The 23,983-nt window shown below is 64.4% G+C and carries 24 protein-coding genes, 1 other RNA gene and 1 riboswitch; of the genes, 12 read left to right on the top strand and 13 right to left on the bottom strand.

The features are described from left to right. Positions 1–72 precede the first annotated feature (72 nt). Both AC57B1_RS13005 and AC57B1_RS13000 read right to left on the bottom strand, forming a co-directional pair. Positions 73–489: a DoxX family protein gene (locus AC57B1_RS13005; protein WP_496417681.1), complete on the bottom strand. Its 417-nt coding sequence runs from the start codon at positions 487–489 to the stop codon at positions 73–75. Positions 490–632: 143 nt separating this feature from the next. Next, positions 633–2,093 carry a cobyric acid synthase gene (locus AC57B1_RS13000; RefSeq protein WP_496417755.1) on the bottom strand — a complete coding sequence of 487 codons (1,461 nt, stop codon included), beginning with the start codon at positions 2,091–2,093 and terminating at the stop codon, positions 633–635. A 277-nt stretch (positions 2,094–2,370) separates the two neighbouring features. Between AC57B1_RS13000 and cobU the strand changes: the two genes are divergently transcribed. The 4 genes from cobU to AC57B1_RS12980 are packed head-to-tail and all read left to right on the top strand — an operon-like array spanning position 2,371 to position 5,903. Next, the gene (gene cobU, locus AC57B1_RS12995) at positions 2,371–2,925 is read left to right on the top strand and encodes a bifunctional adenosylcobinamide kinase/adenosylcobinamide-phosphate guanylyltransferase (RefSeq protein ID WP_408299267.1); all 555 of its coding nucleotides are present in this window, start codon (positions 2,371–2,373) and stop codon (positions 2,923–2,925) included. Then, complete coding sequence (cbiB, locus tag AC57B1_RS12990) at positions 2,925–3,860, top strand: adenosylcobinamide-phosphate synthase CbiB (protein WP_408186373.1); 936 nt, start codon at positions 2,925–2,927, stop codon at positions 3,858–3,860. Before cobU ends, cbiB begins: the two co-directional genes overlap by 1 nt. Then, positions 3,853–4,932, top strand: coding sequence for a threonine-phosphate decarboxylase CobD (gene cobD, locus AC57B1_RS12985; RefSeq protein WP_496417680.1), 1,080 nt, complete (start codon positions 3,853–3,855; stop codon positions 4,930–4,932). Before cbiB ends, cobD begins: the two co-directional genes overlap by 8 nt. A gap of 59 nt (positions 4,933–4,991) precedes the next feature. Next, complete coding sequence (locus tag AC57B1_RS12980) at positions 4,992–5,903, top strand: cobalamin-binding protein (protein ID WP_496417754.1); 912 nt, start codon at positions 4,992–4,994, stop codon at positions 5,901–5,903. 28 nt (positions 5,904–5,931) lie between these two features. On the opposite strand, the gene cobC is transcribed toward AC57B1_RS12980, so the two are convergent. Genes cobC through AC57B1_RS12950 form a run of 6 tightly spaced genes read right to left on the bottom strand, consistent with a single transcriptional unit; the run spans position 5,932 to position 12,226 of the window. After that, complete coding sequence (gene cobC, locus AC57B1_RS12975; protein ID WP_408186375.1) at positions 5,932–6,522, bottom strand: alpha-ribazole phosphatase; 591 nt, start codon at positions 6,520–6,522, stop codon at positions 5,932–5,934. Then, positions 6,507–7,283 carry an adenosylcobinamide-GDP ribazoletransferase gene (locus tag AC57B1_RS12970; RefSeq protein ID WP_408186376.1) on the bottom strand — a complete coding sequence of 259 codons (777 nt, stop codon included), beginning with the start codon at positions 7,281–7,283 and terminating at the stop codon, positions 6,507–6,509. The genes cobC and AC57B1_RS12970 overlap by 16 nt, the downstream gene beginning before the upstream one ends. A gap of 33 nt (positions 7,284–7,316) precedes the next feature. Beyond that, on the bottom strand, positions 7,317–8,378 hold the full coding sequence (gene cobT / locus AC57B1_RS12965) for a nicotinate-nucleotide--dimethylbenzimidazole phosphoribosyltransferase (protein WP_496417679.1): 1,062 nt from the start codon (positions 8,376–8,378) through the stop codon (positions 7,317–7,319). Between the two features lie 36 nt (positions 8,379–8,414). Then, positions 8,415–9,251, bottom strand: a complete 837-nt coding sequence (locus AC57B1_RS12960; RefSeq protein ID WP_496417678.1) for an ABC transporter ATP-binding protein — start codon at positions 9,249–9,251, stop codon at positions 8,415–8,417. Next, complete coding sequence (locus tag AC57B1_RS12955; RefSeq protein WP_408344784.1) at positions 9,251–10,315, bottom strand: FecCD family ABC transporter permease; 1,065 nt, start codon at positions 10,313–10,315, stop codon at positions 9,251–9,253. The genes AC57B1_RS12960 and AC57B1_RS12955 overlap by 1 nt, the downstream gene beginning before the upstream one ends. Positions 10,316–10,354: 39 nt before the next feature. Continuing rightward, on the bottom strand, positions 10,355–12,226 hold the full coding sequence (locus tag AC57B1_RS12950) for a TonB-dependent receptor domain-containing protein (RefSeq protein WP_408344781.1): 1,872 nt from the start codon (positions 12,224–12,226) through the stop codon (positions 10,355–10,357). Between the two features lie 91 nt (positions 12,227–12,317). Then, positions 12,318–12,574: riboswitch (cobalamin riboswitch) on the bottom strand. 207 nt (positions 12,575–12,781) lie between these two features. Between AC57B1_RS12950 and AC57B1_RS12945 the strand changes: the two genes are divergently transcribed. The 5 genes from AC57B1_RS12945 (at position 12,782) to AC57B1_RS12925 (ending at position 15,287) form a co-directional block, all read left to right on the top strand. Continuing rightward, entirely contained in the window at positions 12,782–13,138 is a 357-nt protein-coding gene (locus AC57B1_RS12945) for an ATPase (protein ID WP_091796441.1), read from the top strand. Beyond that, on the top strand, positions 13,135–13,449 hold the full coding sequence (locus AC57B1_RS12940) for a cell division protein ZapA (RefSeq protein WP_091796442.1): 315 nt from the start codon (positions 13,135–13,137) through the stop codon (positions 13,447–13,449). Before AC57B1_RS12945 ends, AC57B1_RS12940 begins: the two co-directional genes overlap by 4 nt. 135 nt (positions 13,450–13,584) lie before the next feature. Next, a non-coding RNA gene (gene ssrS / locus AC57B1_RS12935) (6S RNA) lies at positions 13,585–13,766 on the top strand. A gap of 143 nt (positions 13,767–13,909) precedes the next feature. Beyond that, entirely contained in the window at positions 13,910–14,368 is a 459-nt protein-coding gene (locus AC57B1_RS12930) for an EVE domain-containing protein (RefSeq protein ID WP_408299254.1), read from the top strand. A 187-nt stretch (positions 14,369–14,555) separates the two neighbouring features. Continuing rightward, positions 14,556–15,287 carry an SIMPL domain-containing protein gene (locus AC57B1_RS12925; RefSeq protein ID WP_408344778.1) on the top strand — a complete coding sequence of 244 codons (732 nt, stop codon included), beginning with the start codon at positions 14,556–14,558 and terminating at the stop codon, positions 15,285–15,287. A gap of 112 nt (positions 15,288–15,399) precedes the next feature. On the opposite strand, the gene lgt is transcribed toward AC57B1_RS12925, so the two are convergent. Then, positions 15,400–16,305: a prolipoprotein diacylglyceryl transferase gene (gene lgt / locus AC57B1_RS12920; protein WP_408344775.1), complete on the bottom strand. Its 906-nt coding sequence runs from the start codon at positions 16,303–16,305 to the stop codon at positions 15,400–15,402. A gap of 127 nt (positions 16,306–16,432) precedes the next feature. After that, positions 16,433–17,419: a LysR family transcriptional regulator gene (locus AC57B1_RS12915; protein WP_408344772.1), complete on the bottom strand. Its 987-nt coding sequence runs from the start codon at positions 17,417–17,419 to the stop codon at positions 16,433–16,435. Between the two features lie 173 nt (positions 17,420–17,592). Here AC57B1_RS12915 and ilvD point away from each other — a divergent pair, with 173 nt between their 5' ends. Beyond that, a complete protein-coding gene (gene ilvD / locus AC57B1_RS12910) occupies positions 17,593–19,266 on the top strand; it encodes a dihydroxy-acid dehydratase (protein WP_496417677.1) in 1,674 nt (557 codons plus the stop codon). A gap of 110 nt (positions 19,267–19,376) precedes the next feature. Beyond that, a complete protein-coding gene (locus AC57B1_RS12905) occupies positions 19,377–19,715 on the top strand; it encodes a c-type cytochrome (protein WP_091796448.1) in 339 nt (112 codons plus the stop codon). A gap of 178 nt (positions 19,716–19,893) precedes the next feature. On the opposite strand, the gene AC57B1_RS12900 is transcribed toward AC57B1_RS12905, so the two are convergent. The 3 genes from AC57B1_RS12900 to AC57B1_RS12890 all read right to left on the bottom strand — a co-directional run bounded on the left by AC57B1_RS12900 (position 19,894) and on the right by AC57B1_RS12890 (position 22,748). Further along, positions 19,894–20,652 carry a DUF2486 family protein gene (locus tag AC57B1_RS12900; protein ID WP_496417676.1) on the bottom strand — a complete coding sequence of 253 codons (759 nt, stop codon included), beginning with the start codon at positions 20,650–20,652 and terminating at the stop codon, positions 19,894–19,896. Positions 20,653–20,746: 94 nt separating this feature from the next. After that, positions 20,747–21,163, bottom strand: a complete 417-nt coding sequence (locus tag AC57B1_RS12895; RefSeq protein ID WP_091796450.1) for a DNA polymerase III subunit chi — start codon at positions 21,161–21,163, stop codon at positions 20,747–20,749. Between the two features lie 58 nt (positions 21,164–21,221). After that, positions 21,222–22,748, bottom strand: a complete 1,527-nt coding sequence (locus AC57B1_RS12890) for a leucyl aminopeptidase (protein ID WP_091796451.1) — start codon at positions 22,746–22,748, stop codon at positions 21,222–21,224. 137 nt (positions 22,749–22,885) lie between these two features. Between AC57B1_RS12890 and lptF the strand changes: the two genes are divergently transcribed. After that, positions 22,886–23,983 (top strand): LPS export ABC transporter permease LptF, encoded by a 1,098-nt coding sequence (gene lptF / locus AC57B1_RS12885; RefSeq protein WP_408344766.1) that lies wholly within the window; start codon positions 22,886–22,888, stop codon positions 23,981–23,983.

Below are 23,983 nucleotides of genomic sequence, written 5' to 3'. Positions count from 1 at the left end.
CGGTAGGACGGCGCCATGAAAAAAGGCACGCGGCCTTACGGCGCGTGCCTTTCCAACGATCCAGCTAACCGCTCAGGCGGCCACCGCCCGCGGCGCCTTCACCCCACCGAACGACAGCGCCCCGCCGCCGAGCAGCGACTGCACCACCAACGTCACCGCCCAGAACGCCGGATATTCCCAGCCGCCGTGCGGCGACGCAAAACCCCAGCCATTTTGAAGATGCTGCGACATCGCGCCGAGCATGAACGGCAGCAGCACCAGCGCGACCCAGCGGACCTGCACGCCGAGCAGCAGCGCAATGCCGCCGAACAGTTCGACGAAGGCCGTCACATAGCCGAGCCAACCCGGCAAGCCCAACGAGACGAAGAACTGCGCCGTGCCCGGCAGCGTGAAGACGAAAATCTTTTGCAGACTGTGAGCGAGATAGAGCACGCCCAGGGCGACGCGAAGGAGTAGAGCGGCCAGATCGGCGGAACGGTTCGGGTTCATGACAGGTCCTCGAAGAGAGAGACGGCGCGGAAAACGGCCGTCGATGTGAGCACTCTATTCGAACCATATGAAGCGAAAAACTACCACCCAAGCTTTGATTATTTCCCAATAAGATTTAATCCAGCCTTCCTCGTTGATCCTGATCAACCAATCGCAGCAAAAAGTCTCGGCAGATCGAGGTGCTCGGCGAGCGTGTCCGCGAGGCGTTCCAGCGACGCCTCGCGCAACGCCGGGTAGTCGATTGCCTCGGCATCGCTCAAACCGGCCCACGCGAGCAACGCGGCACAGGCGGACGGTGTGTCGAACAGGCCGTGAACATAGGTAGCGAGAATCTGGCCATCGGCGGAGATCGCGCCGTCGGGGCGCGCATCCCGCGCGTCGCCCAGTTGCAAAGCGGGCGTGTCCAGCGCCGGCCCGTAAGTCTCGCCCATATGGATTTCGTAGCCGGCCACGTCGGGCGAGCCGGGCAACGCGAGGCGGCCGGTCACGTTCTTCAGCGTCTTGTCGCGCGTGAGCACCGTCGAGTAATCGAGCCAACCGAGTCCCGGGGATGTACCCGGCGCGCCCTCCACGCCATGCGGATCGGCCACTTCGCGCCCCAGCATCTGCATGCCGCCGCAAATGCCGATCACCCGGCCGCCATAGCGCAAGTGCTTTTGCAGCACCGCATCCCAGCCTTGCGCGCGCAGAAATGCCAGGTCGCCGGGCACGTTCTTCGAGCCCGGCAGGATGATCAGGTCGGCCGGCGGCAACGGTGTGCCGCTTCGCACGTATTGAAAATCGACCTGCGGATGCGCGCGCAAAGCGTCGAAATCCGTGTGATTACTGATGTGCGGCAGCACCGGCACGACCACCCGCAGCATGCGCGCCGCGCCGCCACTGTGCGCCGCGCGCAATTCGGGCGGCAGCATATCTTCCGCGTCCAGCGTCAGACCGTGCAGGTAAGGCACGACACCGAGCACCGGCTTGCCGGTCTGCGCCTCCAGCCAGTCCAAACCAGGTTGCAGCAAACTGATGTCGCCGCGAAAGCGATTGATAATGAAACCGCGCACCCGCGCCTGCTCGCTCGCCGACAGACAAGCGAGCGTGCCCGTGAGATGGGCGAACACCCCGCCGCGATCGATATCGGCCACCAGCACGACCGGGCAATCCACGGCCTCCGCAAAACCCATGTTGGCGATATCGCGGTCGCGCAGATTGATTTCGGCCGGGCTGCCCGCGCCTTCGACAAAGATCGTGTCGTACGCCGCCTGCAGACGCGCATACGATTGCAGCACCGCTTCGAAGGCGACGGGCTTGTAGTCGTGATACGCACGCGCGTCGAGATTCATGCGCGCCTTGCCGTGGATGATCACCTGCGCGCCGCGGTCGCTGGTCGGCTTGAGCAGCACGGGGTTCAGATCGGTGTGCGCGGCAATGCCAGCGGCCACCGCCTGCAAAGCCTGAGCGCGGCCGATCTCGCCGCCGTCCACGGTCACCGCGCTGTTGAGCGCCATGTTCTGCGGCTTGAACGGTGCGACCCGCACCCCGGCGCGGCGCGCGAGCCGGCACAAACCGGCGACCAGCGTGCTCTTGCCGGCATCGGACGTGGTGCCCTGGATCATCAGCGTGCCGCGCGGCACGGGTACGGCGTCATGCGAGGTCGAAGTGGTGGTCACGGAGTGTCGGGTTTGGCGGTAGACAGATAATGAAGCAAGACATGAAGCAGGCGGCAACGCAGCGCTCATGCGGGGCGCCAGCCGAGCGTTTTCATCAGGCATCGGCGTGTGCCCGTAAGGAGCCGCGCAGCGTCGGCCGCATGCGATGCACTGCCACGCTACGCATGGAAGGCGGCATTATCCCATCGCGCCCGCCCGCACTGCACGCCGGTACAATCACGCGATGACTTCCCGCGACCTCACCTTCGTTCTCGGCGGCGCCCGTTCAGGCAAGAGCGTGCACGCCGAACAGCTTGCCACCGGCAGCGCCCTGCCCGTCACCTACATCGCCACCGCGCCCACGTCGGACGACGCCGAATTCAACGCGCGCATCGCCCACCATCGCGAACGGCGTCCGGCGCATTGGCAACTGGTCGAAGCTGGCGTCGATCTCGCCGGCGCGGTGACGCAATGCGACGCGCCCGGCCACTGCACTTTGATCGATTGCCTGACGCTGTGGCTCGCCAACCTGCTCTGTCCGCCTAAAGGCGACGCCATGCCGGTCGATCGATATCACGCACGCGTCGCCGCGCTCGAATCGGCGCTCGTCAACGCCAAAGGCAAGGTCATCGTGGTCAGCAACGAAATCGGCCTGGGCGTCGTGCCGCTCGGCGCGGCCACGCGTCTTTACGTCGACGAACTCGGGCGGCTCAACCAGCGCATCGCCGCGCTGAGCACGCAAGCCACGATGATGGTCGCCGGTTTGCCGCTCGCGTTGAAAACCGCGAGCCACGCGTAATGCTCTCGCTCCCGCTACTCGTGACGCTGGCCACCGCGGGCGTGGTGGTCGACCGTTGGTTCGGCGAGCCGCGCATCGCTCATCCGCTGGTGGGATTCGGCAAATGGGCGCTGCGTCTCGAAACGCGCTACAACACCGGCCGGCGCTTGCGGCTCAAGGGTCTGCTGGCGTGGTCGCTAGCCGTGATGCCGCCGGTGCTGATCGCCTGGTGTCTGGTTGCCGTGCTGCCTTTTTTCGCGGCCTGCGCGGTGCATATCGCGCTGCTGTGGTTCGCGCTCGGCGCGCGCAGTCTGCACGATCACATTGCGCCGATCGCGCAGGCGTTGGCGCAGCGCGACCTACCCCAGGCGCGCCTGCTGACCGCGCGCATCGTTTCGCGCGAAACCGAGCATGCGGACGAAGGCGCGCTGTCACGCGCCGCCGTCGAATCCACACTCGAAAACGGCAACGACGCGATCTTCGGCGCGCTGTTCTGGTTCGCCATCGCGGGCGGCCCGGGCGCACTCGGGTTTCGTCTCGCCAACACCCTCGACGCGATGTGGGGATACCGCACGCCTCGCTATTTGCGCTACGGCTGGGCCGCCGCGCGTATCGACGACGTGCTCAACTGGATTCCCGCGCGACTGACCGCCGCCAGCTACGCGCTGCTCGGCGACACGCACACCGCGTGGCGCTGCTGGCGCGACCAGGCGCCACGCTGGGACAGCCCGAATGCCGGGCCGGTGATGGCGGCCGGCGCGGGAAGTCTGAACGTTATGATCGGCGGCCCGGCGGTGTATCACGGCGCCGTCGAATACCGGCCGACACTCGGCTTCGGACACGCGGCCAACGCCGGCGACGTGAACGCCGCGTTGATGCTGGTCGAGCGCACGGTCATTCTCTGGCTTGCCGTGCTGATCGTGCTGGCGTTGCTGAGCGTGCCGTTCCATGTTTGATCGACTGAACGGCTGTGCGAACGAAGCCGATGAGCCGACCGAAAGGGCCACCGCAATCGACACCGTCGCGCACGGCGGTAACCTGCACGAAGCGGCAAGGCGCTACGGCATTCCGTACGCAGCGTGGCTCGATCTGTCGACGGGGATCAATCCGCACGGCTATCCGGTCCCACCGGTTCCCGCCGACGCGTGGCGCCGCCTGCCCGACGACGGCGACGATTTCGCCGCCTGCGCCGCGCGCTACTACGGCGCACCCGATGCCGCGCACGTGCTGCCCGTTGCGGGCAGCCAGGCGGCGATTCGCGCACTGCCCGCGCTGCTGCCGCGTGCACGGGTTGGCATCGCGCCGCTCACGTACGGCGAATACGCGCCCGCATTCGAACGCGCCGGCCATCAGACGATGGTGCTCGACGTCTCTCACGAAACGTTGCCCGACGCGCTCACGCATGCAGTCGTCGTGAATCCGAACAATCCGACCGCTACCCGTTTGAGCGCCGCCAGGCTGTTGCATTGGCATGCCCAGTTGAGCGCGCGCGGCGGCACGCTGCTGGTCGACGAAGCCTTTGCGGATACGATGCCGGCGGCGTCGCTAGCGGCGAGCACGTATCACGACGGCCTGCTCGTGCTGCGCTCGCCAGGGAAGTTCTTTGGCCTCGCCGGCGTACGCGCGGGTTTCGTGCTCGGCGCGCCTGCGCTGCTCGAACGTTTGCGCAGCACGCTCGGCGCGTGGACAGTCAGTGGCCCGGCCCGTCACGCCGTTAAAGCCGCCTTTGCCGACGAAGTCTGGCAACGGCAGATGCGAACGCGGCTCGACGCCGAAAGCGCGCGCCTCGTCGGCCTGTTGCATGCGCAAGGTTTCGACACGCGCAGCACGCCGCTCTTCGCGTGGACCGTCGACGCACGCGCCGCCGCTTTGCATGAAGCGCTGGCGCGGCGCGGCGTGTGGACGCGTCTGTTCATGCCCTCGGGCAGCGTTCGATTCGGCTTGCCTGCGAGCGAGACCGAATGGACCCGCTTTAACGAGAGTTTGCGCGACGCCGTTCGAGAGATCGATCCCACGCGAGCGGGTTGATGCAGCACAGACCTCGCATTCTTGCCACGCTCATCAAACGTCTGCCGCATTTTCGCCCGATGAACCGACTCGTCCGCTTCACCCTCGCCACTGCGCTCTTCATCAACGCGTTGCATGCGTTTGCCGCCATCTCAGTGACTGACGACACCGGCACGACCGTCACCCTGCCCGCTCCCGCGCAACGTGTAATCAGCCTCGCGCCGCACGTCACCGAATTGCTGTATGCGGCGGGCGGCGGCGCCAAGGTGATCGGTGCGGTGTCGTACAGCGACTATCCGCCGGAAGCAAAACAGTTGCCGCGCGTCGGCGATAACAAGGCGCTCGATCTGGAGCGCATCGTCGCGCTGAAGCCCGATCTGATCGTGGTGTGGCGGCACGGCAATGCGCAGCGTCAGCTCGATCGCCTGCGCGAAATGCACATTCCGTTGTTCTTCAGCGAACCGCACCATCTCGACGACGTGGCCGTGTCGCTGACGAAGCTTGGACAATTGCTCGGCACGTCGCCAGTGGCGAATGCCGCGGCGGCCGCCTACCGCCAGGACATCGCGGCGCTGCGCAGCCGGTATGCGAGCCGCCCGCCCGTCAGCGTGTTCTATCAGGTTTGGGATCAACCGTTGATGACGCTCAACGGCGAGCATATGGTCAGCGACGTGATCGCGCTGTGCGGCGGCCGCAATGTATTCGCGAGACTCGAACCGCTGGTGCCGACCGTTTCGACCGAAGCGGTGCTCGCGGCGAATCCGGAGGCCATCGTCACCGCAGCACCGGGCGCGACGAAACCGGATACCACCTTGCCGCAACTCGGCGCATGGCGAGCGTGGCCGAGCCTGACCGCGGTGGCGAACAACAACCTCTTTGCGATCGACGGCGATCTGATCAACCGCCCGGCGCCACGCATCGCGCAAGGCGCGAAGCAAATGTGCGAAGACCTCGACGTGGCGCGCTCACGCAGAAAGTCCGCCACGCCATGATGCCAGGGCGATCAGCGCCCTGCACGACTTACGCATTCCACCGCACCAGCGACCAGTGCTGCGTTTCATCGTTTCTGCGCAACCAGACAATGCCGCTCATATCGAGCGACCATCGCAGACAGCGCTCCAGCGGCACGTCCAGCACGATCGACGCGATGGCCCGCATCACGCCCGCGTGCGTAACCACATAGGCGGGCGACAACTCGCGCGTGAGCGCAAAGGCGTCGAGCCATGCCCGCACCCGCGCGACGAACTGCGCCACGCTCTCGCCGCCGTGCGCACGCGCATGTTCGAAGTTGGCCGCCCAGTCGTCGAGTAGCTCGCGATCGATGGCGTCCCAGCGTTGCGCCTCCCAATCGCCGAAGTTCATTTCCATCAGACGATCGTCGTGACTGATCACACAGCCGAAGTCGTTCGCCATCTCGGCAGCCAGCGCCGAGCAGCGCTTCAAAGGACTCGACAACAGCACGCGTGGCGCGGGCACCTGCAAAGTGGCGAGCTTCAAGGCGAGCGCTGTCGACGACACCTCGGCAGCTTCGGCGAGCGCCACGTCGCTGTGGCCGTAACACACGCCCGCATCGAGCGCGACCGCGGGATGACGAATCAGGACGATATCCATATCAGCCCCACCAGATAAATGCTCAACTCAAAAATTTGCTGCGCGAAACCGAGGCAGTCGCCGGTATAACCGCCGATGCGTCTGACGAAATAACGGCCCATTGCCACGCGAAGTACGACCAGAACCACCAGCGCCGAGCCCGCGAAGCGCCAGTCCGGCGCAGCGAGTCCGTTCGGCCACAGCAGCCACGGCAAGCCGAACATCGCGGCGCTCACCAACGCACCGCCGTTCAGGCGTTGCGCCACCGGTTTGGCTTTGCCTTCGGCTCGCACGTAGTCGAGCGTGGCCAGATAGCTGATCGCACACGTTCGGCTCGCCGCATGCCCGGCAATCATCAGACTTGCGGCACGCATCGGCGGCATGGCGGCGAGCGTTTGCCACTTCAATGCGAGCGCAATCACGAGCGCAATGGCGCCGAAAGCACCGATGCGCGAATCATGCATGATTCGCAATGCATCTTCGCGCGTATAGGCGCCACCGAACGCATCGACACAATCCGCGAGACCGTCCTCATGGAACGCGCCGGTCACGATGAGCGACGCGGCCATCGAGAGCAGCACCGCCACGCCAGCCGGCAATACGTGCAGCGCGGCGAGATAGACCAGCGCGCTCAATCCGCCGATCAATACGCCGACGAGCGGAAAATAACGCGCCGCCGCATTCAGATAATGCGGTTCATAGCCGACCCAGCGCGGCACGGGCACGCGCGTGAAATAGCCGAGCGCCGTAAAGAAATAGCGCAGTTCCGTGAGCGGGTTCATGACCGTGCCGCGCGAGCGTGTCTATCCGAACGATCACGCATCGCGATTCGCGACGCCGGCCGATTCGAAGCTCGCCATCTCGTTGACGAACGCCACTGCCGCGCGCAGCAGCGGCACCGCGAGCGCCGCACCGGTGCCTTCACCGAGCCGCATATCGAGCGAGAGCAACGGCAGCGCGCCGAAATGATCGAGCATGCGACGATGCCCCGCTTCGTTCGACGCATGCGCGAACACGCAGTACTCGCGCACGCTCGGCGTGAGTGCGTCGGCGATCAGCAAGGCCGAGCCCGCGATGAAGCCGTCGACGAGAATTGTCATGCGTGCCTCGGCCGCCGCGAGATAGGCGCCCGCCATCATCGCGATCTCGAAGCCGCCGAAGGTGGCGAGCACGTCGAGCGGATCGCTGGACATCGGGTGATACGCAAGCGCCGAGGCCAGCACGTTGCGCTTCCTCGCGAGCCCCGCGTTGTCGAGACCCGTTCCACGGCCGACGCATTCGTCGATCGGCACGCCGCACAAGCGGCTCATCAGACACGCAGCCGCCGACGTATTCGCAATGCCCATCTCGCCAAAGCCGATCACATTGGTGCCGAGCGCCGCGTGATGCCGCACGCGCGCCGCGCCCGCTTGCATGGCGGCGAGTGCCTGGTCGCGGGTCATGGCCCGTTCACGCGCGAAGTTGCGCGTGCCCGCCGCAATCGGAATGTCGACGAGTCCCTCCACCAACGGCAGCGGCGTCGCGATGCCCGCATTGACCACTTCGAGCTCGATGCCCGATACGCGGCTCAATGCATTGATCGCCGCGCCGCCCGCGAGGAAGTTGGCGACCATTTGCGCGGTCACCGCTTGCGGATACGGGCTCACGCCCTCGTCGGCCACGCCGTGGTCGCCGGCGAAAACGATCATCGCCGGGCGCGTCACGGTGGGATGCGTGGTGCGCTGAATCAGGCCCATCTGACGCGCGAGCGTTTCGAGCCGGCCGAGACTGCCGGGCGGCTTGGTCTTGGTATCGATGATGCGCTGCAGCTCGGCGCGCAGCGTTTGATCGAGCGGTTCGACTTCGGGCAGTCCGGGCAAGCGTGGCGATGAAGTCATAAGCGTGTCTGCAAAGAGTATGTTGGGATGAAGCAATCAGCCTGCGGCCGTGTCATGACCGGCAGACGATTCGTGACGGGCGCGCGGCGCAGGAATCAGCGCCTCGTGTTCGCCGTCGCGAATCAGGATCAACGGGTAACCGAACGCCCGGCTTGCGAGCGTGGGCGTCAATACGTCGCGGACCGGTCCGGCATAAACGCCGCCGGCGCCGTCGAGCAGCAGCGCATGCGTTGCGAAGCGGCGCGCGAGGTTCAGGTCGTGGCAGGAAAACATCACGGTACGCCGAGGCTCTCGCGTCCACGCGGCGAGCGCCTCGAGGCAGTCGATCTGATGATGCAGATCGAGATGCGACAACGGTTCGTCGAGCAGCAGCAACGGCGCGTCCTGGCACAGCACCGCCGCGAGCGCCACGCGTTGACGCTCTCCGCCGGAGAGCGAGAGCACATCACGCATGGCAAAGGCGGCAAGGCCCAGCAGGTCCAGCGCCGCATGCGCCGCTGTGCGATCGGCCTCGCGCTCCCAGCCCCAGCCGCTGAGATGCGGAAAGCGGTTCAGCATCACGATATCGAACACGCTCGCGCTGAATGCGTCCGGTGCGCTTTGCGGCATTAGCGCGCGGCGCTGCGCGAGCGCGAGCGGCGGCCAGTCGGCCACGCGCAAGCCGTCGAGTTCGACATGGCCCGCCGACGGTTGCAACAGACCTGCCAGCGTGGAGAGCAACGTCGTCTTGCCTGCTCCGTTCGGGCCGGCCACGCACCAGATCTCGCCTTCGTAGAACGTGTGCGTGAAAGCGTCGAGCAAAGTGCGCGTGCCGGCACGCAAGGTCAGATGTTGCGCGCTGAGTGTGGCTTGAGATGCGTTGAAGGTTTGCATTATCGGCGCCTGTGCAACAGCATCCACAGAAACACCGGCACGCCGATGATCGAGGTGATCACGCCAACCGGCAATTGCGCCGGCGCAATCACCGTGCGCGCGATCAGGTCCGCGCCCATCACCGCGACACCGCCGCCGAGCGCCGCAGCCGGCAGCAGCATGCGCTGATCGTTGCCGAACGCGAGCCGCAGCATGTGCGGCACGACCAGTCCGACAAAGCCGATGGTGCCCGCCGTCGTCACCGCCGCGGCTGCCGCCAGCGACGCCACCAGATATACGCGCAAACGCAACGGCATGACCGCGACACCTAACGCCTGCGCGGCGGCATCGCCACGCAGCAGCACGTTCAGACGCGGCGCGGCGGGCACGATCGCAACCAGCACGATGACGAGCGCGGCGAGCGCCGTCCACGGCATCGTGCCGCCGTTGAGGTCGCCCGTGAGCCAGAACAGCATGCCGCGCAAGCGGTTGTCGGGCGCGAGATTGAGCAGCAAGGTGATGAGCGCCCCCCAACCCGCGGCGATCACCGCGCCGGTCAGCAGCAAACGCGGCGATGTGTCCTGCGGCTCGCCGCGCCACAACTCGCGGCGCGCGAGGCCGAGCACCAGCAGGATCGACACGAAGGCGCCGGCGAAGGCGCTCGCATCGACGATCCACCATGCGCAGCCGGCGATCATCGCGACGAGCGCGAAAGTCGCGGCGCCGCCCGACACACCCAACACGTACGGCTCGGCGAGCGGATTGCGCAACAGCACCTGCAGCAGCGCGCCGGCCAATGCGAGCAACGCGCCGCAGGCAAAGCCGGCCACCGCGCGCGGCAAGCGCAGCGTGCGGACGATCTCCGCAGTCAGATCGGAGGCGCCGCCAGACGGCGCATGCGAGGGCATCAGCGCCGCCAGCACGCGCATCGGCGCGAGCGAGACGCTCCCCAACGCGAGCGACGCCATCAGCACCGCCAGCGCGATCACGGCAAGCGCGAGCCAGATCGCGGCCGCGCGCTTCGCGCTCATCACGCGCAGCGTTGCGGGCATCGAACCCAAGTGGCGGCTAGTGGATCGGCTCATATAGCGGCTCATCCGCGCAGTCTCAACAAGGCGTGCCCACTACTGCTGCTGCCAACCAACCGTGAGATACGCACCGCGCCGCGGCGAGTTATACGAGTAGGCCGTTTCATAGTCCTTGTTGAACAGATTCTGGATTTGCGCGGCCACGTACCATGCTTTCGTGATGTTGTAGCGCGCCGACAGATTCACCACGCCATAGCCGCCCAGCTTGCCGCTGCTGTCGTCACGCGGACCGCTCACGATCCATTCGCCGCCGACGCGCCACCCGGCGATACTCCGGTTCACCGTCAGCGAGCCGAAGCGCCGCGCGCGCCGCACGAGGTCGACGTCGTTGTCGAGGTCGACCGGGTTTTGCAGTGTTACCGAGGCGCGCACGTCCGTCTTGCCGACATGCCCGCTCCACGATCCTTCGAGTCCCTGCACTTTCGCATGGCCGACGTTCTCGGCCAGATAGATGCCGGGCGTTACCTGCTCGTAGTCAATCAGATTCGAATAGCGCGTCTGGAATGCGGTGAGGCGCATCACACCGAGCGCATTCGATGCGTACTGCAGCGCGGCTTCGATCGAATGACTGCGCTCCGGCTGAATCGACGGATTGCCGCTGAGCGGATAGTACAGATCGTCGAAACTCGGCGCGCGAAACGAATCCGAGTAGCTTGCACTCACCTTCCAATGGCTGGTGATGTCGAAGCCGTAGCCAAGATAGTAACTGTTCGCTCCGCCGAAATCGGAATACTGGTCGCGCCGCACGTTGGCCTGAATCTGGTTGCGCCCAAAGCGCCCCGTATAGCCGACAAAACCCGAATCCACATGCCGGTCGGGCGCCGCAAACGTATCCGAGTCGAGGCTCTGGTCGAGATGCTCGTAGCCGACCTGCAGCTTCTGCTGCGCGGCCAGCGCGAAATCGTTCTGCCACGTGTACTGGCGATTGTCGGTATCGAAGCGGCCGTTATAGACGCCGTTGGTGTTCGACACGCTGCGGTCGTCGCCTTCGGAGACGATGAAGTGAGTCGTCCACCAGTCGGTCAGCTTGCCGTTCGCGAACACCGAGACCTGGCGCACTTTGCTATACAGGTTGTTCAGATCGGTCGGCAGTCCGTACGCGTTGTCGTAGCTGTTGTTGCCGTTCGACTGGAAGTAGCTCGCGCCGGCATCCCATTTGTCGTTGAACTTGTGGCGCAACGAGGCCGAGATGCTCTCGTTCAGATAGCCGTTCGCATTCGGATTGGCGCCGGGCGCCTCACGCGGATTGAGCGATGAAAAGCCGTCGTCCTTCGAGCGCGCGAGCGAAATGCTGAAGGTCGTCTTGCCGTCTTTATCCAATGCGCCGTTCACGCCCGCCTGCTGCGTCTGCGTGTGATAGCTGCCGTAGCCGAGCGAAAAATTGAAACGCGGCGGATGGTCGCCGCCATCTTTCGTGAACACCTGCACCACGCCGCCGATCGCGCCGGAACCGTACAACGCCGACACGTTGCCGTTCACCACCTCGACGTGATCGACCTGGTCGAGCGGAATCTGCGCGAGTTGCGCGGAACCCAGGCTCACCGAATCGACGCGCACGCCGTCGATCAGCAGCAGCGATTGCGTCGACGAGGCTCCGCGCAGGAAGAGGCTCGTCGTCGAACCGGGGCCACCTGTACGCGAGATTTGCGCGCCTGGCGCGAGTTGCAGCAGGCCAGGCAAATCGGTCGCGGTGGTGTCGGCGAGATCCTGCTGGTCGAACAGCGCGGTCTGCGGGATCGCATCGGCGAGTGCCTGCGGCCCGCGCTCGGCGGTCACCACGATGGGCGACAACACTGCAGGCGACGCATCCACCGCCGACGCAGAAGATGAAGGGGCAGCTTGCGCGTGCGCAACGATCGGCAGGCCCGCGAAGGCAAGCAGCGCCGCACGAGCGATGGGGGACAGCATGGGGTGAAAGTCCTGTGGGTAGCGTGCGCGGCCTGCTTCCCCGCAGGCCGATGCGTAACGAGGCGCCCGCGTATTTAACATTTTCGCGCGTGACGTGCCTCTCCCTCTGGCCGGTATCCGGGCTGACGACATATCGATCCCGCCTTCCCACGCGTGACGCGCAGTGGCACACTCGCGAGTTGAACTTCCAACACGCGATCAGGATCGACTTGCATGACGAATGCGGTCGCTTACCGTTGCGGGGGCAGCGCAGGTTGGCGCGTTCTGGCGAACCGCGCCCCCTGCTTCCCGTTTAACTGCGCGCGCCGTTGAAAAGCGCACGCGGGCACCAGAGTGCGGCCAGTTTAGGAGCGGCCTCGGGGTCCGTCAAGAATGAGTGGGACCGCAGACTACCGTTCTGTTAAGTGCAGGCTATTGTCCGACGCACGAGTACTTTTTCATCATATGGTCGATAAAAGCCTGCACAAAGCAATGTTGTTACGTCTCGAAACGAGACAATTGTCGGAACCTGCGACATTCCGCGCTAAAATGCGATGTCTTTAGAGGACGCAGCACATGCTCACCGAACTCGAAACACTTTCACAGAATATCGGCAAGCTGATCGCGATCAGCCAACGCCACAATGAAGCGCGACTCGCGCTCGAAGAGCAGCTCGCCCAATCGCGCGCCGACGTCGAAGCCACGCGCACGGAACTTGCAATGCTGCGCGAGGAACGCAATGCGCTGCAGGCGGAACGCGACGCGCTGTCGGCAAAGATCGACGACGCCCAGGTGCGCCTGAATGCGATCCTCGAAAAGCTGCCGCGTGCCCGCGCAAACAGCGAGCCCGACAGCCAGCTCGATCTGCTCGAGCCCGCCCCGCACGAAGTCGAAGCGCAGAGCGACGAGACCCGCCACGGAGAAAATGCATGACCACCAAGCAGATCGAAGTATCGATTCTCGGCGTGCCCTATCGCCTCGCCTGCTCGCCGGAAACGGAAGGCGCGCTGCTTGAAGCGGTCGCACGCGTCGACGCCGAAATGTCGAAGATCCGTAACAACAGCAACGTGCGCGGCACGGATCGCATTGCTGTCATGGCTGCGCTGTCGCTGGCATCGGAACTGCTTCGGCTGCAATCGAGCGTGAGACACGGAGAAGCATTTCCCGCTGAGGAAATCCGGCGTACAATGCATCAAATGAACGAACAACTAGGTACTGTGATTCAGCAGTACAGCATGCAGTAAGTAACGTGTGTTATCGTGCGGCCGGTCCTGAGATCGGCGGCGGATTCAAACGGAGTGTGTGAGGACAAGGCGTCCAAGATTCTGCAAACGTTTGAGTTCAATCGGTCGTTTTCGTGATTTAGCTTTATCGGTTTAGCTTCCCTGCCTGGTTCGCCAAGGTCATATATTCCTTGAACCAATGCCATGTGCACGGTTGCGGAAATTTGTAGCACGGGTGTGCGCGTCACTCTGTCTGATGTACCCGAAGTGTTGCTAACTGCGACCAATTCTGAACCCCCGGTTCAGGATGCCGGCCTAGCGGCTAAGGCGGGGACCTTATTTAGAACGGCATCGGACTTCGGTTCGGTGCCGTTTTTCTTTGGGTGCTAGTTTTGCGCGCTGTTTTTGCGCGCTGCTTCTTGTACGCCGATTTCTTCCGCATCTTCAAACCCTTAACGTTCAACTACGTTCAATTCGATTCATGCGCTACTGGCTAATGAAGTCCGAACCGGACGAAGCAAGCATCGATCATCTCGCCAACGCACCGCATCGCACGTTGCCGTGGACCGGCGTGCGCAACTATCAGGCGCGCAATTTCATGCGCGACCAGATGCAGGTCGGCGACGGCGTACTGTTCTATCACTCGAGTTGTCCCGAGCCCGGCATTGCGGGCATTGCGGAGGTATCGTCCACCGCGTATCCGGACCCCACGCAGTTCGACAAGAAGAGTCCGTACTACGACGCGAAGTCTTCGCAGGAAACGCCGCGCTGGGTGCTCGTCGACGTGGTGTTCAAGAAGAAGATCCCGCTGATTCCGCTAGCCACGCTGCGCGAGCATGACGAACTCAAGGACATGCGCGTGCTCGCCAAAGGCAACCGCCTGTCGATCACGCCGGTGACCGAAGCCGAATGGCGCTTCATCACCAGGCGGCTCGCCTGAGGTTGCGTGACAACTCGCGTGATAGTTGATGCGCGCCACGTATTCACGCAGGCGCAAACGTTAAAGCAACGTCAAACCGGGGAACCAAGCTCAGGTTACAACCGCCTAACGGACTCGCAAACGCCGTGCCACTGCGCGGCGCTTGCTCCGATCGTGCACAACCCCTGTTCAAGCAAGGAGTCCAATAATGACGAAAAACACCGCACGTGCACTCGCTTTCGCTCTCGTATGCGCCGCGCCTGCCGCGCTCGCCCTGACGCCGGCCATGGCCCGCGCGCAAGGCATGATGCAGTATCAGCCGGCAGGTGTGCTGTCGCTGAACGCGCAGGCTAGCGCGGAAGTACCGCAAGACGTTGTCGATATCACGCTGTTCTACGAGCAGGAAGCGAGCGATCCGTCGGCGCTCACGTCAACGCTGAATCAGCGCGCCGATTCGGCGCTGCAAAAGGCCAAGGGTGTGAGCGGCGTGACCGCCCGCACGGGCTCGTTCTCGATCTATCCGACAACGGATCGTGACGGGCGCATTTCCGCGTGGCGCGGCCGCACGGAGATCGTGCTCGAATCGCACGACTTCGCCGCGGCGTCGAAGCTCGCGGGTCAAATGGCGTCGATCATGCAGGTCGGCAACGTGCAATTCTCGCTCTCGCCTGAAGCACAACGCGCGGCCGAGCAGAAGCTCACTGGCGAAGCGATCAAGTCGTTCCGCGAGCAGGCCGCATCGTCCGCGCAGGCGTTCGGCTATAGCGGCTATTCGATTCGCGAAGTCAACGTCGGCCACAACGGCGTGATGCCGCGTCCCGTGATGATGATGAGCGCGCGCGCCATGGGCGCCGACGCAAAGGCTTCGGCACCGGTGCCGATTGAAGGCGGCACGTCGACCGTGACGGTGAACGTGTCGGGTTCGGTGCAGATGAAGTAACGCCGTTCACTCATGCTAGAAGGGCTGCTTCGCGACAGCCAAAGAAAAAGCCACGGCACGCCGTGGCTTTTTTCATTTAGTCGCTCGCTACGATAAACCGTAGCCAACCAGATCAGCTCGCGCTGACCGCTTGCGCCGGTTCACGGCGCGCGCGTCGATAAGACCACACCAGCACGCCGATACCGACGAGGATCATCGGCAGCGACAACCATTGGCCCATGGAAAGCCCCATGGCCAGCAGACCGAGGAAGTCGTCCGGCTCACGCGCGAATTCGACCGTGAAGCGCGCGAGGCCGTAGCCGATCAGAAACACGGCGGAAATCGCGCCCATCGGCTTCGGTTTGCGGGAGAAGAAGAACAGCACGAAGAACAGCGCAACGCCTTCCAGCGCGATCTCATACAGCTCCGACGGATGGCGCGGCAGCATGTGATATTGCGCGAACACTTCGTTCAGATGCCATTGCGCGGCCAGTTGCGGATGCGCGGTGAGCCACGCGGCGTCGTCAGGCGCTGCGCCCGGAAACAGCATGGCCCACGGCGCGCTCGGATCGGTCACGCGGCCCCACAACTCGCCGTTGATGAAGTTGCCCAGACGCCCCGCGGCGAGGCCCGTGGGCACCATCGGCGCGACGAAGTCGGTGACCTGCAGCCACGAGCGCTTGCGTTGATACGCGAACAGCACCATGGCGAGCGTCACGCCGAGAAAGCCGCCGTGAAACGACATGCCCCCTTCCCACACCTTGAAGATGTCGAGCGGATGCGCGAAATAAAAGCTCGCCTTGTAGAACAGCACATAGCCGAGCCGGCCGCCCAAGATCGTGCCGAGCACGCCGTAAAACAGCATGTCGTCGATATCTTTGGCGGTCCAGCCTTGCGCGGCGACATACGGCAAACGCAGCCGCAGCCGGCCGACGACGATCGCCGCGACAAACGCGACGAGGTACATCAGTCCATACCAGCGCACGGCGAGCGGCCCCAGATGAATGGCAATGGGGTCGAAATTCGGGTGAATGAGCATCGTGTTGTTATGGGCAGTTCAGGTTCAGAAGCGGGTTTTCTGGGTTTGTAATAGTGGGCGGCGCTGCCCGCACCTTGCGGTGCATGCGTTGGACGCTCCAGGCGCCGATGCGTTCGCGAAAACGCGTCTAAACGCGCGGCGCGGCGGATAGCGGCGCCTCGACGGTCGCGGCATGCGAGCGCACGATCTCGATGAAGCCCGCCAGCACCGGGCTCACCTCCGCCGTGCGCCAGACCAGCCCCGTCTCGATGGCGGGCACCGACTCGGACAGCGGCCGGTACACGACGCCGGTGCGGCGCAGATTACGCAACGATTGCGGCACCAGTGCGACACCCATGCCGGCCGACACGAGGCTCACGATCGTCTGCATCTGGATCGCTTCCTGGCCGATCCGCGGCGCGAGGCCCGCCACGCCGTAGCAATCCATAATGATGTCATAAAAGCCTGGCGCCAGACGTCTTGGGAAGATCACGAGCGGTGCGTCGGCCACATCGCGCAGGCTGATCGGGGTGTCGAGCCATTCCGCGCTCGGGTCGTCACGGCTGCCGCTAACGCTCGCCACGCGCGCCGCCATTTCCGTGGACATGGCGATCACCAGCGGTTCGCGCGCGATCGGCAGCCACGACAACTGCGCAGCATGGCGCGACGGCAGCGGCGCGATCACGAGGCCCGCGTCGATGCGCCCGGCCACCAGTTCGTCCACCTGCACGTCGCTGGTGGCTTCGGTCAGCTCCAGCCGCACGCGCGGATGGCGCACGCCGAAATCGCGCAGCAACAGCGGCAGCAGGCCATAGTCCGCCGTCGAAACAAAAGCCAGCGACAGCACGCCCGCCTCGCCGCGAGCGAGGCTTTGCGCGAGCGGCCGCAGCCCCTCGGCGCCCGCCAGCAGGCGCTGCACCTCGGGCAACAGATCGGCACCCACCGGCGTCAGTTCGACCGAGCGCTTGGTGCGCGCGAACAGCGCGACGCCGAGCGTCTCCTCCAGCGCCCGAATGGCTTGCGAGAGCGGCGGTTGCGTCATCGAAAGACGCACGGCCGCGCGGCCGAAGTGCTTTTCTTCGGCGACGGTGACGAAATAGCGCAACTGGCGCAGGTCGGGGATGGCTGGCAACATGGGTAATACGTTTTGCGACCTAATGAAGCATGAATAATATATTAGACACGCACTTTGCAAAACTGCGTCCTTGCACGACGCGTGCGAACTACACTGGACGGATGCGGCCGGCCACCCACGCCGGCAAGGCAGAACCCGCAGCGCGGATCAAAACAAAACAGACTGGAGCTCCCATGGCATACAACCGTCGTTCGAAGAACATCACGCAAGGCGTGGCGCGTTCGCCGAATCGCTCGATGTACTACGCGCTCGGCTACGAGAAGGCCGACTTCGACAAGCCGATGATCGGCATCGCCAACGGCCATTCGACCATCACGCCGTGCAACGCCGGCCTGCAGCGTCTCGCCGATGCCGCGGTCGCCGCGATCAAAGGCGCCGACGCGAATCCGCAGATCTTCGGCACGCCGACGATCTCGGACGGCATGTCGATGGGCACCGAAGGCATGAAGTACTCGCTGGTGTCGCGCGAAGTCATCTCCGACTGCATCGAGACCTGCGTGCAAGGCCAGTGGATGGACGGCGTGGTCGTGATCGGCGGCTGCGACAAGAACATGCCGGGCGGCATGATCGGCATGTTGCGCACCAACGTGCCGAGCATCTACGTGTATGGCGGCACCATTCGTCCGGGCAACTGGAAGGGCACCGACCTGACCATCGTGTCGTCGTTCGAAGCTGTGGGCGAATTCACCGCCGGCCGGATGTCGCAGGAAGATTTCGAAGGTGTCGAACAGAACGCGTGCCCCTCCACCGGGTCGTGCGGCGGCATGTACACCGCCAACACGATGAGCTCGTCGTTCGAAGCGCTCGGCATGTCGCTGCTGTATTCGTCGACGATGGCCAATCCGGATCAGGAAAAAGTCGACTCGGCCGCCGAATCGGCACGTGTGCTGGTCGAAGCGGTCAAGCAGGATCTGAAGCCGCGCGACATCGTCACCCGCAAGTCGATCGAAAACGCCGTGGCCGTGATTATGGCCACCGGCGGCTCGACCAATGCCGTGCTGCACTTTCTCGCCATCGCGCATGCGGCGGAAGTGGAATGGAGCATCGAGGACTTCGAGCGCATGCGCAAGAAGGTGCCGGTGATCTGCAACCTGAAGCCGTCGGGCCAGTTCGTGGCGACCGATCTGCACAAGGCCGGCGGCATTCCGCAAGTCATGAAGATTCTGCTCGACGCAGGCATGCTGCACGGCGATTGCATCACGATCACCGGCAGAACCATCGCGGAAGAGTTGAAGGACGTGCCGGCCAGGCCGCGCGCCGATCAGCAGGTGATTTTCCCGATCGAGAAGGCGCTGTACAAGGAAGGCCATCTCGCGATCCTGAAGGGCAACCTGGCCGTGGACGGCGCGGTCGCCAAGATCACCGGCCTGAAGAACCCCGTGATCACCGGCCCGGCGCGCGTATTCGACGACGAGCAAAGCGCGCTGGAAGCGATTCTGGCCGACAAGATTGTCGCGGGCGACGTGGTGGTGCTGCGCTACCTCGGCCCGAAGGGCGGCCCCGGCATGCCGGAGATGCTCGCGCCGACTTCGGCGATCATCGGCAAGGGGCTCGGCGAGAGCGTGGGCCTGATCACCGACGGGCGCTTCTCCGGAGGCACGTGGGGCATGGTGGTCGGTCACGTTGCGCCGGAAGCCTTTGTGGGCGGCACGATCGCGTTCGTGCAGGAAGGCGACTCGATCACCATCGACGCGCACAAGCTGCTGCTGCAACTGAATATCGACGACGCCGAACTGGAGCGACGCCGTGCCGCATGGCAGCAGCCGAAACCGCGTTACACGCGCGGCGTGCTGGCGAAGTACTTCGCGTTGGCGCAGCCCGCCAACAAGGGCGCGATAACGGGCTGAGCAAGCGCAAAGCTACGTAAAAGCGAAAGGGGCACGCGGGAAACCGTGCGCCCCTTTCCTTTTATAATGCTGGCACCACGAGTCGGGCACCCGCACCGACGGAGACCAGAATGAAATCAATGTCGCACACAGCGCTTGCCGCCGCCGTCGTGCTGGGCGCTGCGTTGAGTGCCGGCAGTCCGGCGGCGCATGCCGAGGCTGCGGGCCTCGCGCTGGCCCAGCAGCAGAACTGCATGAGTTGCCACTCGGTCACGCGCTCCTTCATGGGACCGGCGTTGCACGATGTCGCCGTGAAATATGCCAGTCGTGAAGACGCCGCCACTTATCTGAAGCACAAGATTCTGGACGGCAGCACGGGCGTGTGGGGTGTGGTGCCGATGCCCGCGAATACCCAACTCACGCCCGATCAGGCGGCCACGCTGGCTGGCTGGGTGTTGACGCTCAAATAAACTGTTCGGGTACGCTGATCAGATACGGGCCTCTCGCTCGTGAGCGATGTGACAGGCAAACGCAACAGGCAGACCCGATAAGCAGACCCGACCATCAAACGCTACACGCAGGCGCCGCTCTGCGTGCCCGCCCTTCGCTTACACCGTCAAGCCCTTTCGCCCAGAGCGCGCCCGCGCTTCACGCCGCACCGTCAGGCCTTGCCGAGGCGCGCCGCGCGATCTCTTCCAGCACCGCTTCGCGCACCCAGCTGGTCATTTCCTCTTCCAGCGTCAAGGCCACTTCGCGCGTGATCTGATCGATCAGCCACCCTGTGTGCGCATGCAAGGTCTCGCGGCAACGATCCTCAATGATGCTTCTTCCGTCGCCTGCCAGGAAACCCGCGACCCGTCTGCGCAAACGTTCGGCGATGACATCGGCGTCCAGCTCCAGCGGCGTCTCGCCGACGCCTTCACGGGCGATATCCGGCGGCACCGTCGAACCTGCCTCCAGCGGCGTGGCCGGCTCGGCCCGATCGAACACGCCCGCCGACGGCACGAAGCCATCGTCATGCGCGTGCCGAGATTGGGCGGGGTGATGCGCCCGCGCGCGCTTCTTCGGGTGATGGTCGGCCGGATGCGCCGGCTGCGGCGTGTGCGCGACGTCTTCCGGCACATGCGGTTGAGGTGCCAACCCGGGTTCTTGAGCATGCACCGGCTGAGGTGCCAACGCTGGCTCTTGCGCATGCACTGGCTCGGCCGCATGCACAGGCTCGGCGGACCTGATCTGCTCCGGCGTCAGCACCGGCTGCGGCGCCAACACCGGCTCCGCCTTGAAACTGGGCTCACGCGGCGCGCCGAACTCGTCGGCACCGCTCGACGCTTGGCGCGCCTGCGCAGGATGACCCTGCACGAGAATCTCGTGCAGAACCGGGATCGAATCGTCGTTGGGATCGGACACGTGCGCTCTCCGTGTTTGAGTCGAAGCCGAGGCAGGCCGCGCACCCACCGAATGCCTGAGACCAGACACGCGCGCGACACGGACCGAATGGGACCTAGCTGCCTTGCTTGTAGTTGTTCAAAGCATAGCCGCGATCGCGATAGAAGCGATAGCGCTCGCGGCCCGCAGCGAGTTCCTCGTGTGCGTTACCGACCACTTCCAGCAATCTTTCGAAGCGCGCGAATTGCGCCGGCACCGTGGCGCCGAGATTGAGCAGTACCTGATGATGCGGCACATCGTCGAGGGTGGAAGCCAGCACGATCGGCGTTTGCGCGGCGAGCGGCGTGCCCGCCATGCAGTGCGGCACGAAGTCGAGCGGCGAGAAGGTCCACAACTGTTCGTCGAAGGCCTTCAGGCGCGCCGGCTCGGCCAGCACGATGGTCGGCTGGCCCGCCTGATACGCTTTGCGGATCAGGCGGCACGCATACAGCAGCGAATCGCCGACGTTCGAGTGAAAGTCGATTCTCGTCATCGGCGGCTCCGGCCGGCGTCTGCCTGGGCAGCCGGGCCTGCATCTTTACTGCATTGCGTCATTGCGCGGCGCGACCGTCCGCGGCCCGATCGATCAAGAACTGCGCCAGCAACGGCACCGGACGGCCCGTTGCGCCCTTCGCCGCACCGCTCTTCCATGCCGTACCCGCGATGTCCAGGTGCGCCCACGGATAGGCTTCGGTGAAGCGCGACAGGAAGCATGCCGCCGTCACGCTGCCCGCCGGACGGCCGCCGATGTTGGCCAGATCCGCGAAGTTCGACTTGAGCTGGTCCTGATACTCGTCGTCGAGGGGCATACGCCAGGCCGGGTCCAACGCTTCACGCGATGCGTCGAGCAGCTCGCCCGCCAGCGCGTCGTCTTTCGAGAACAGGCCGCTGTTATGGTGACCCAACGCGATGATGCAGGCGCCCGTGAGCGTGGCGATGTCGATCACCGCCGCCGGCTTGAAGCGCTCCGCATAGGTGAGCGCGTCACACAGGATCAGGCGGCCTTCGGCGTCCGTGTTCAGCACTTCGATCGTCAGGCCCTTCATGCTGGTGACGATGTCGCCCGGCTTGGTGGCCGTAGCGGACGGCATGTTCTCCACCGCCGGAATGATGCCCACCACGTTGATTTTCAGGCCCATTTCGGCGACGGCGCGCAACGTGCCCAGCACCGAACCGGCGCCGCACATGTCGTACTTCATCTCGTCCATGCCTTCGCCCGGCTTGAGCGAAATGCCGCCCGTGTCGAACGTCACGCCCTTGCCCACCAGCACCACCGGCGCGGCTTTCGCGGCGCCGCCCTGGTACTGCAGCACGATGAACTGCGCCGGTTCCACCGAGCCGGCCGTGACCGACAGGAACGAGCCCATCTTGAGCGCTTCACACTGCTTTTCGCCCAGCACTTCGACCTTCAGCTTCCAGTCTTTGGCGAGCTTCTTCGCGGTGTTGGCGAGGTAGGTCGGCGTGCAGACGTTGCTCGGCAGGTTGCCGAGGTCGCGCGTCAAGTCCATGCCGTTGGCCAGCGCCGCGCCCTGCTTCGCGGCCAGCTTGGCGGCCTTCTCGTCGCCGGTGTTGACGCTGAAGACGATGCGCTTCAGCGCACGCGCCGACGTGTCCGGCTTGCTCTTCATCTGCGTGAACTTGTAGGTCAGCTCGCGCAGCGCGAGGATCGCGGCGCGCACCGCCCAATCTGCCGAACGCTCGAGGATCGGCAGTTGCGCCAGCGTGAAGGTGACCTGGACGATCTTGGTGGACAGGAGCGCGCGCCAGGCGGCCCGTGCGGCGTCACCGTAGGCTTTCTGATTGAAAGCGTCCTGCTTGCCGAGGCCGACCAGCAGCACGCGGGAAGCGCCAATGCCCGACACTTCGTGCAGGAACAGCGTGGTGCCGGCCTTGCCGTCCATGTCGCCGGCCTTGATGATGCGGGTCAACAGGCCCTTGGTGGCCGCGTCGATCTCGAGAGCCGCGCCCGAGAGGGTTTGCGACTCGAACACACCGATTACGATGCAATCGGATTTTCCAGTCAGGAAACCGTTTGACGAGCCTTTGGTCCAATCACAGGCTTTTATGCTAAAGTCCATCGCGCTTGTCCTCGGATAAAATCTGGGCTTAGGATGAAAGCCGCAATTATCCGCTATTTTTCCCGCGGCGGCTGCACCGGAGGTGTGACGGGAAGCAACCCGTGCGCCACTGAGAGCGCCCCCTCTCATCATCAATAATGATCTTCGAACGCTCCCTCCAGCGCGAACTCGCGTATACGGCTGGTGCCGTGTTCATGGTTCTCCTCACGCTCGTGCTGACGACGATGATGATCCGCATCGTCGGCTTCGCGGCCTCAGGCGAGATCGACCCGCGCGACGTGCTGGTCCTGATCGGTCTGACCGTGATCGGCTACCTGGCGATCATGCTCGTCGCGACCCTGTTCGTGTCGATCCTGTTCGTCCTGACCCGTTGGTACAAAGACTCCGAGATGGTCGTGTGGCTCTCGTCGGGTGTCAGTCTGACGCAATTCATCAAGCCGATCGGTATTTTTGCCACGCCGATCATCATCCTCATCATGTTCTTCGTGTTCGTCGGCTGGCCGTGGTCGAACCAGCAGAGCAAGCTGATCCGCGCGCGCTTCCAGCAACGCGACGAAGTCTCACTGCTCGCGCCGGGTCAGTTCCGCGAATCGGCCACGAGCCACCGCGTGTTCTTCATCGAGAAGATGTCGCCCGACCAGGCGCGCGTCGAGAACGTGTTCGTGACCAGCACGGAGAACGGCAAGGTCAACGTGGTCGTGTCGAAGACCGGCCATACGGAAACGCGTAAGAACGGCGATCGCTTCGTCGTGCTGGAAAACGGCCGCCGCTATGACGGACAACCGGGGCAGCCCGATTTCCGCATCATGGAATTCGAGCGCTATGGCGTGAAGATCCAGAGCCAACCGGTCGTCAATACGCCGAGCACCACCGGCACGCCTACGCTGACGCTGCTGCGTAATCCCACCAACGACAATCTCGCCGAATTCGCGTGGCGCGCGGGGCTGCCGCTGATTGCACTCAACCTGATGCTGCTCGCCATTCCGCTCGCGCACCAGAACCCGCGGCGCAGCCGCACCATCAATCTGGTGATGGCGGTGCTCATCTATCTGACGTATTCGAATCTGCTGAACGTGGTGCAGTCGTGGATCGAGCAGGGCAAGATGTCGTTCCCGGTCGGGCTGGTGGGCCTGCATGTGATCGTCGCGGCGATCGTCGCGTTCATTTTCTGGCTGCGCGTGCGCAACCGGCCGCTATTCACGCGGGCAATGTTCAGCCGTTCGCAGGGAGCCTGA

Source organism: Paraburkholderia sp. BGA-UO-ETr-F21 (genome assembly GCF_059567925.1).
This window is presented reverse-complemented; position numbering and strand designations above follow the sequence as displayed.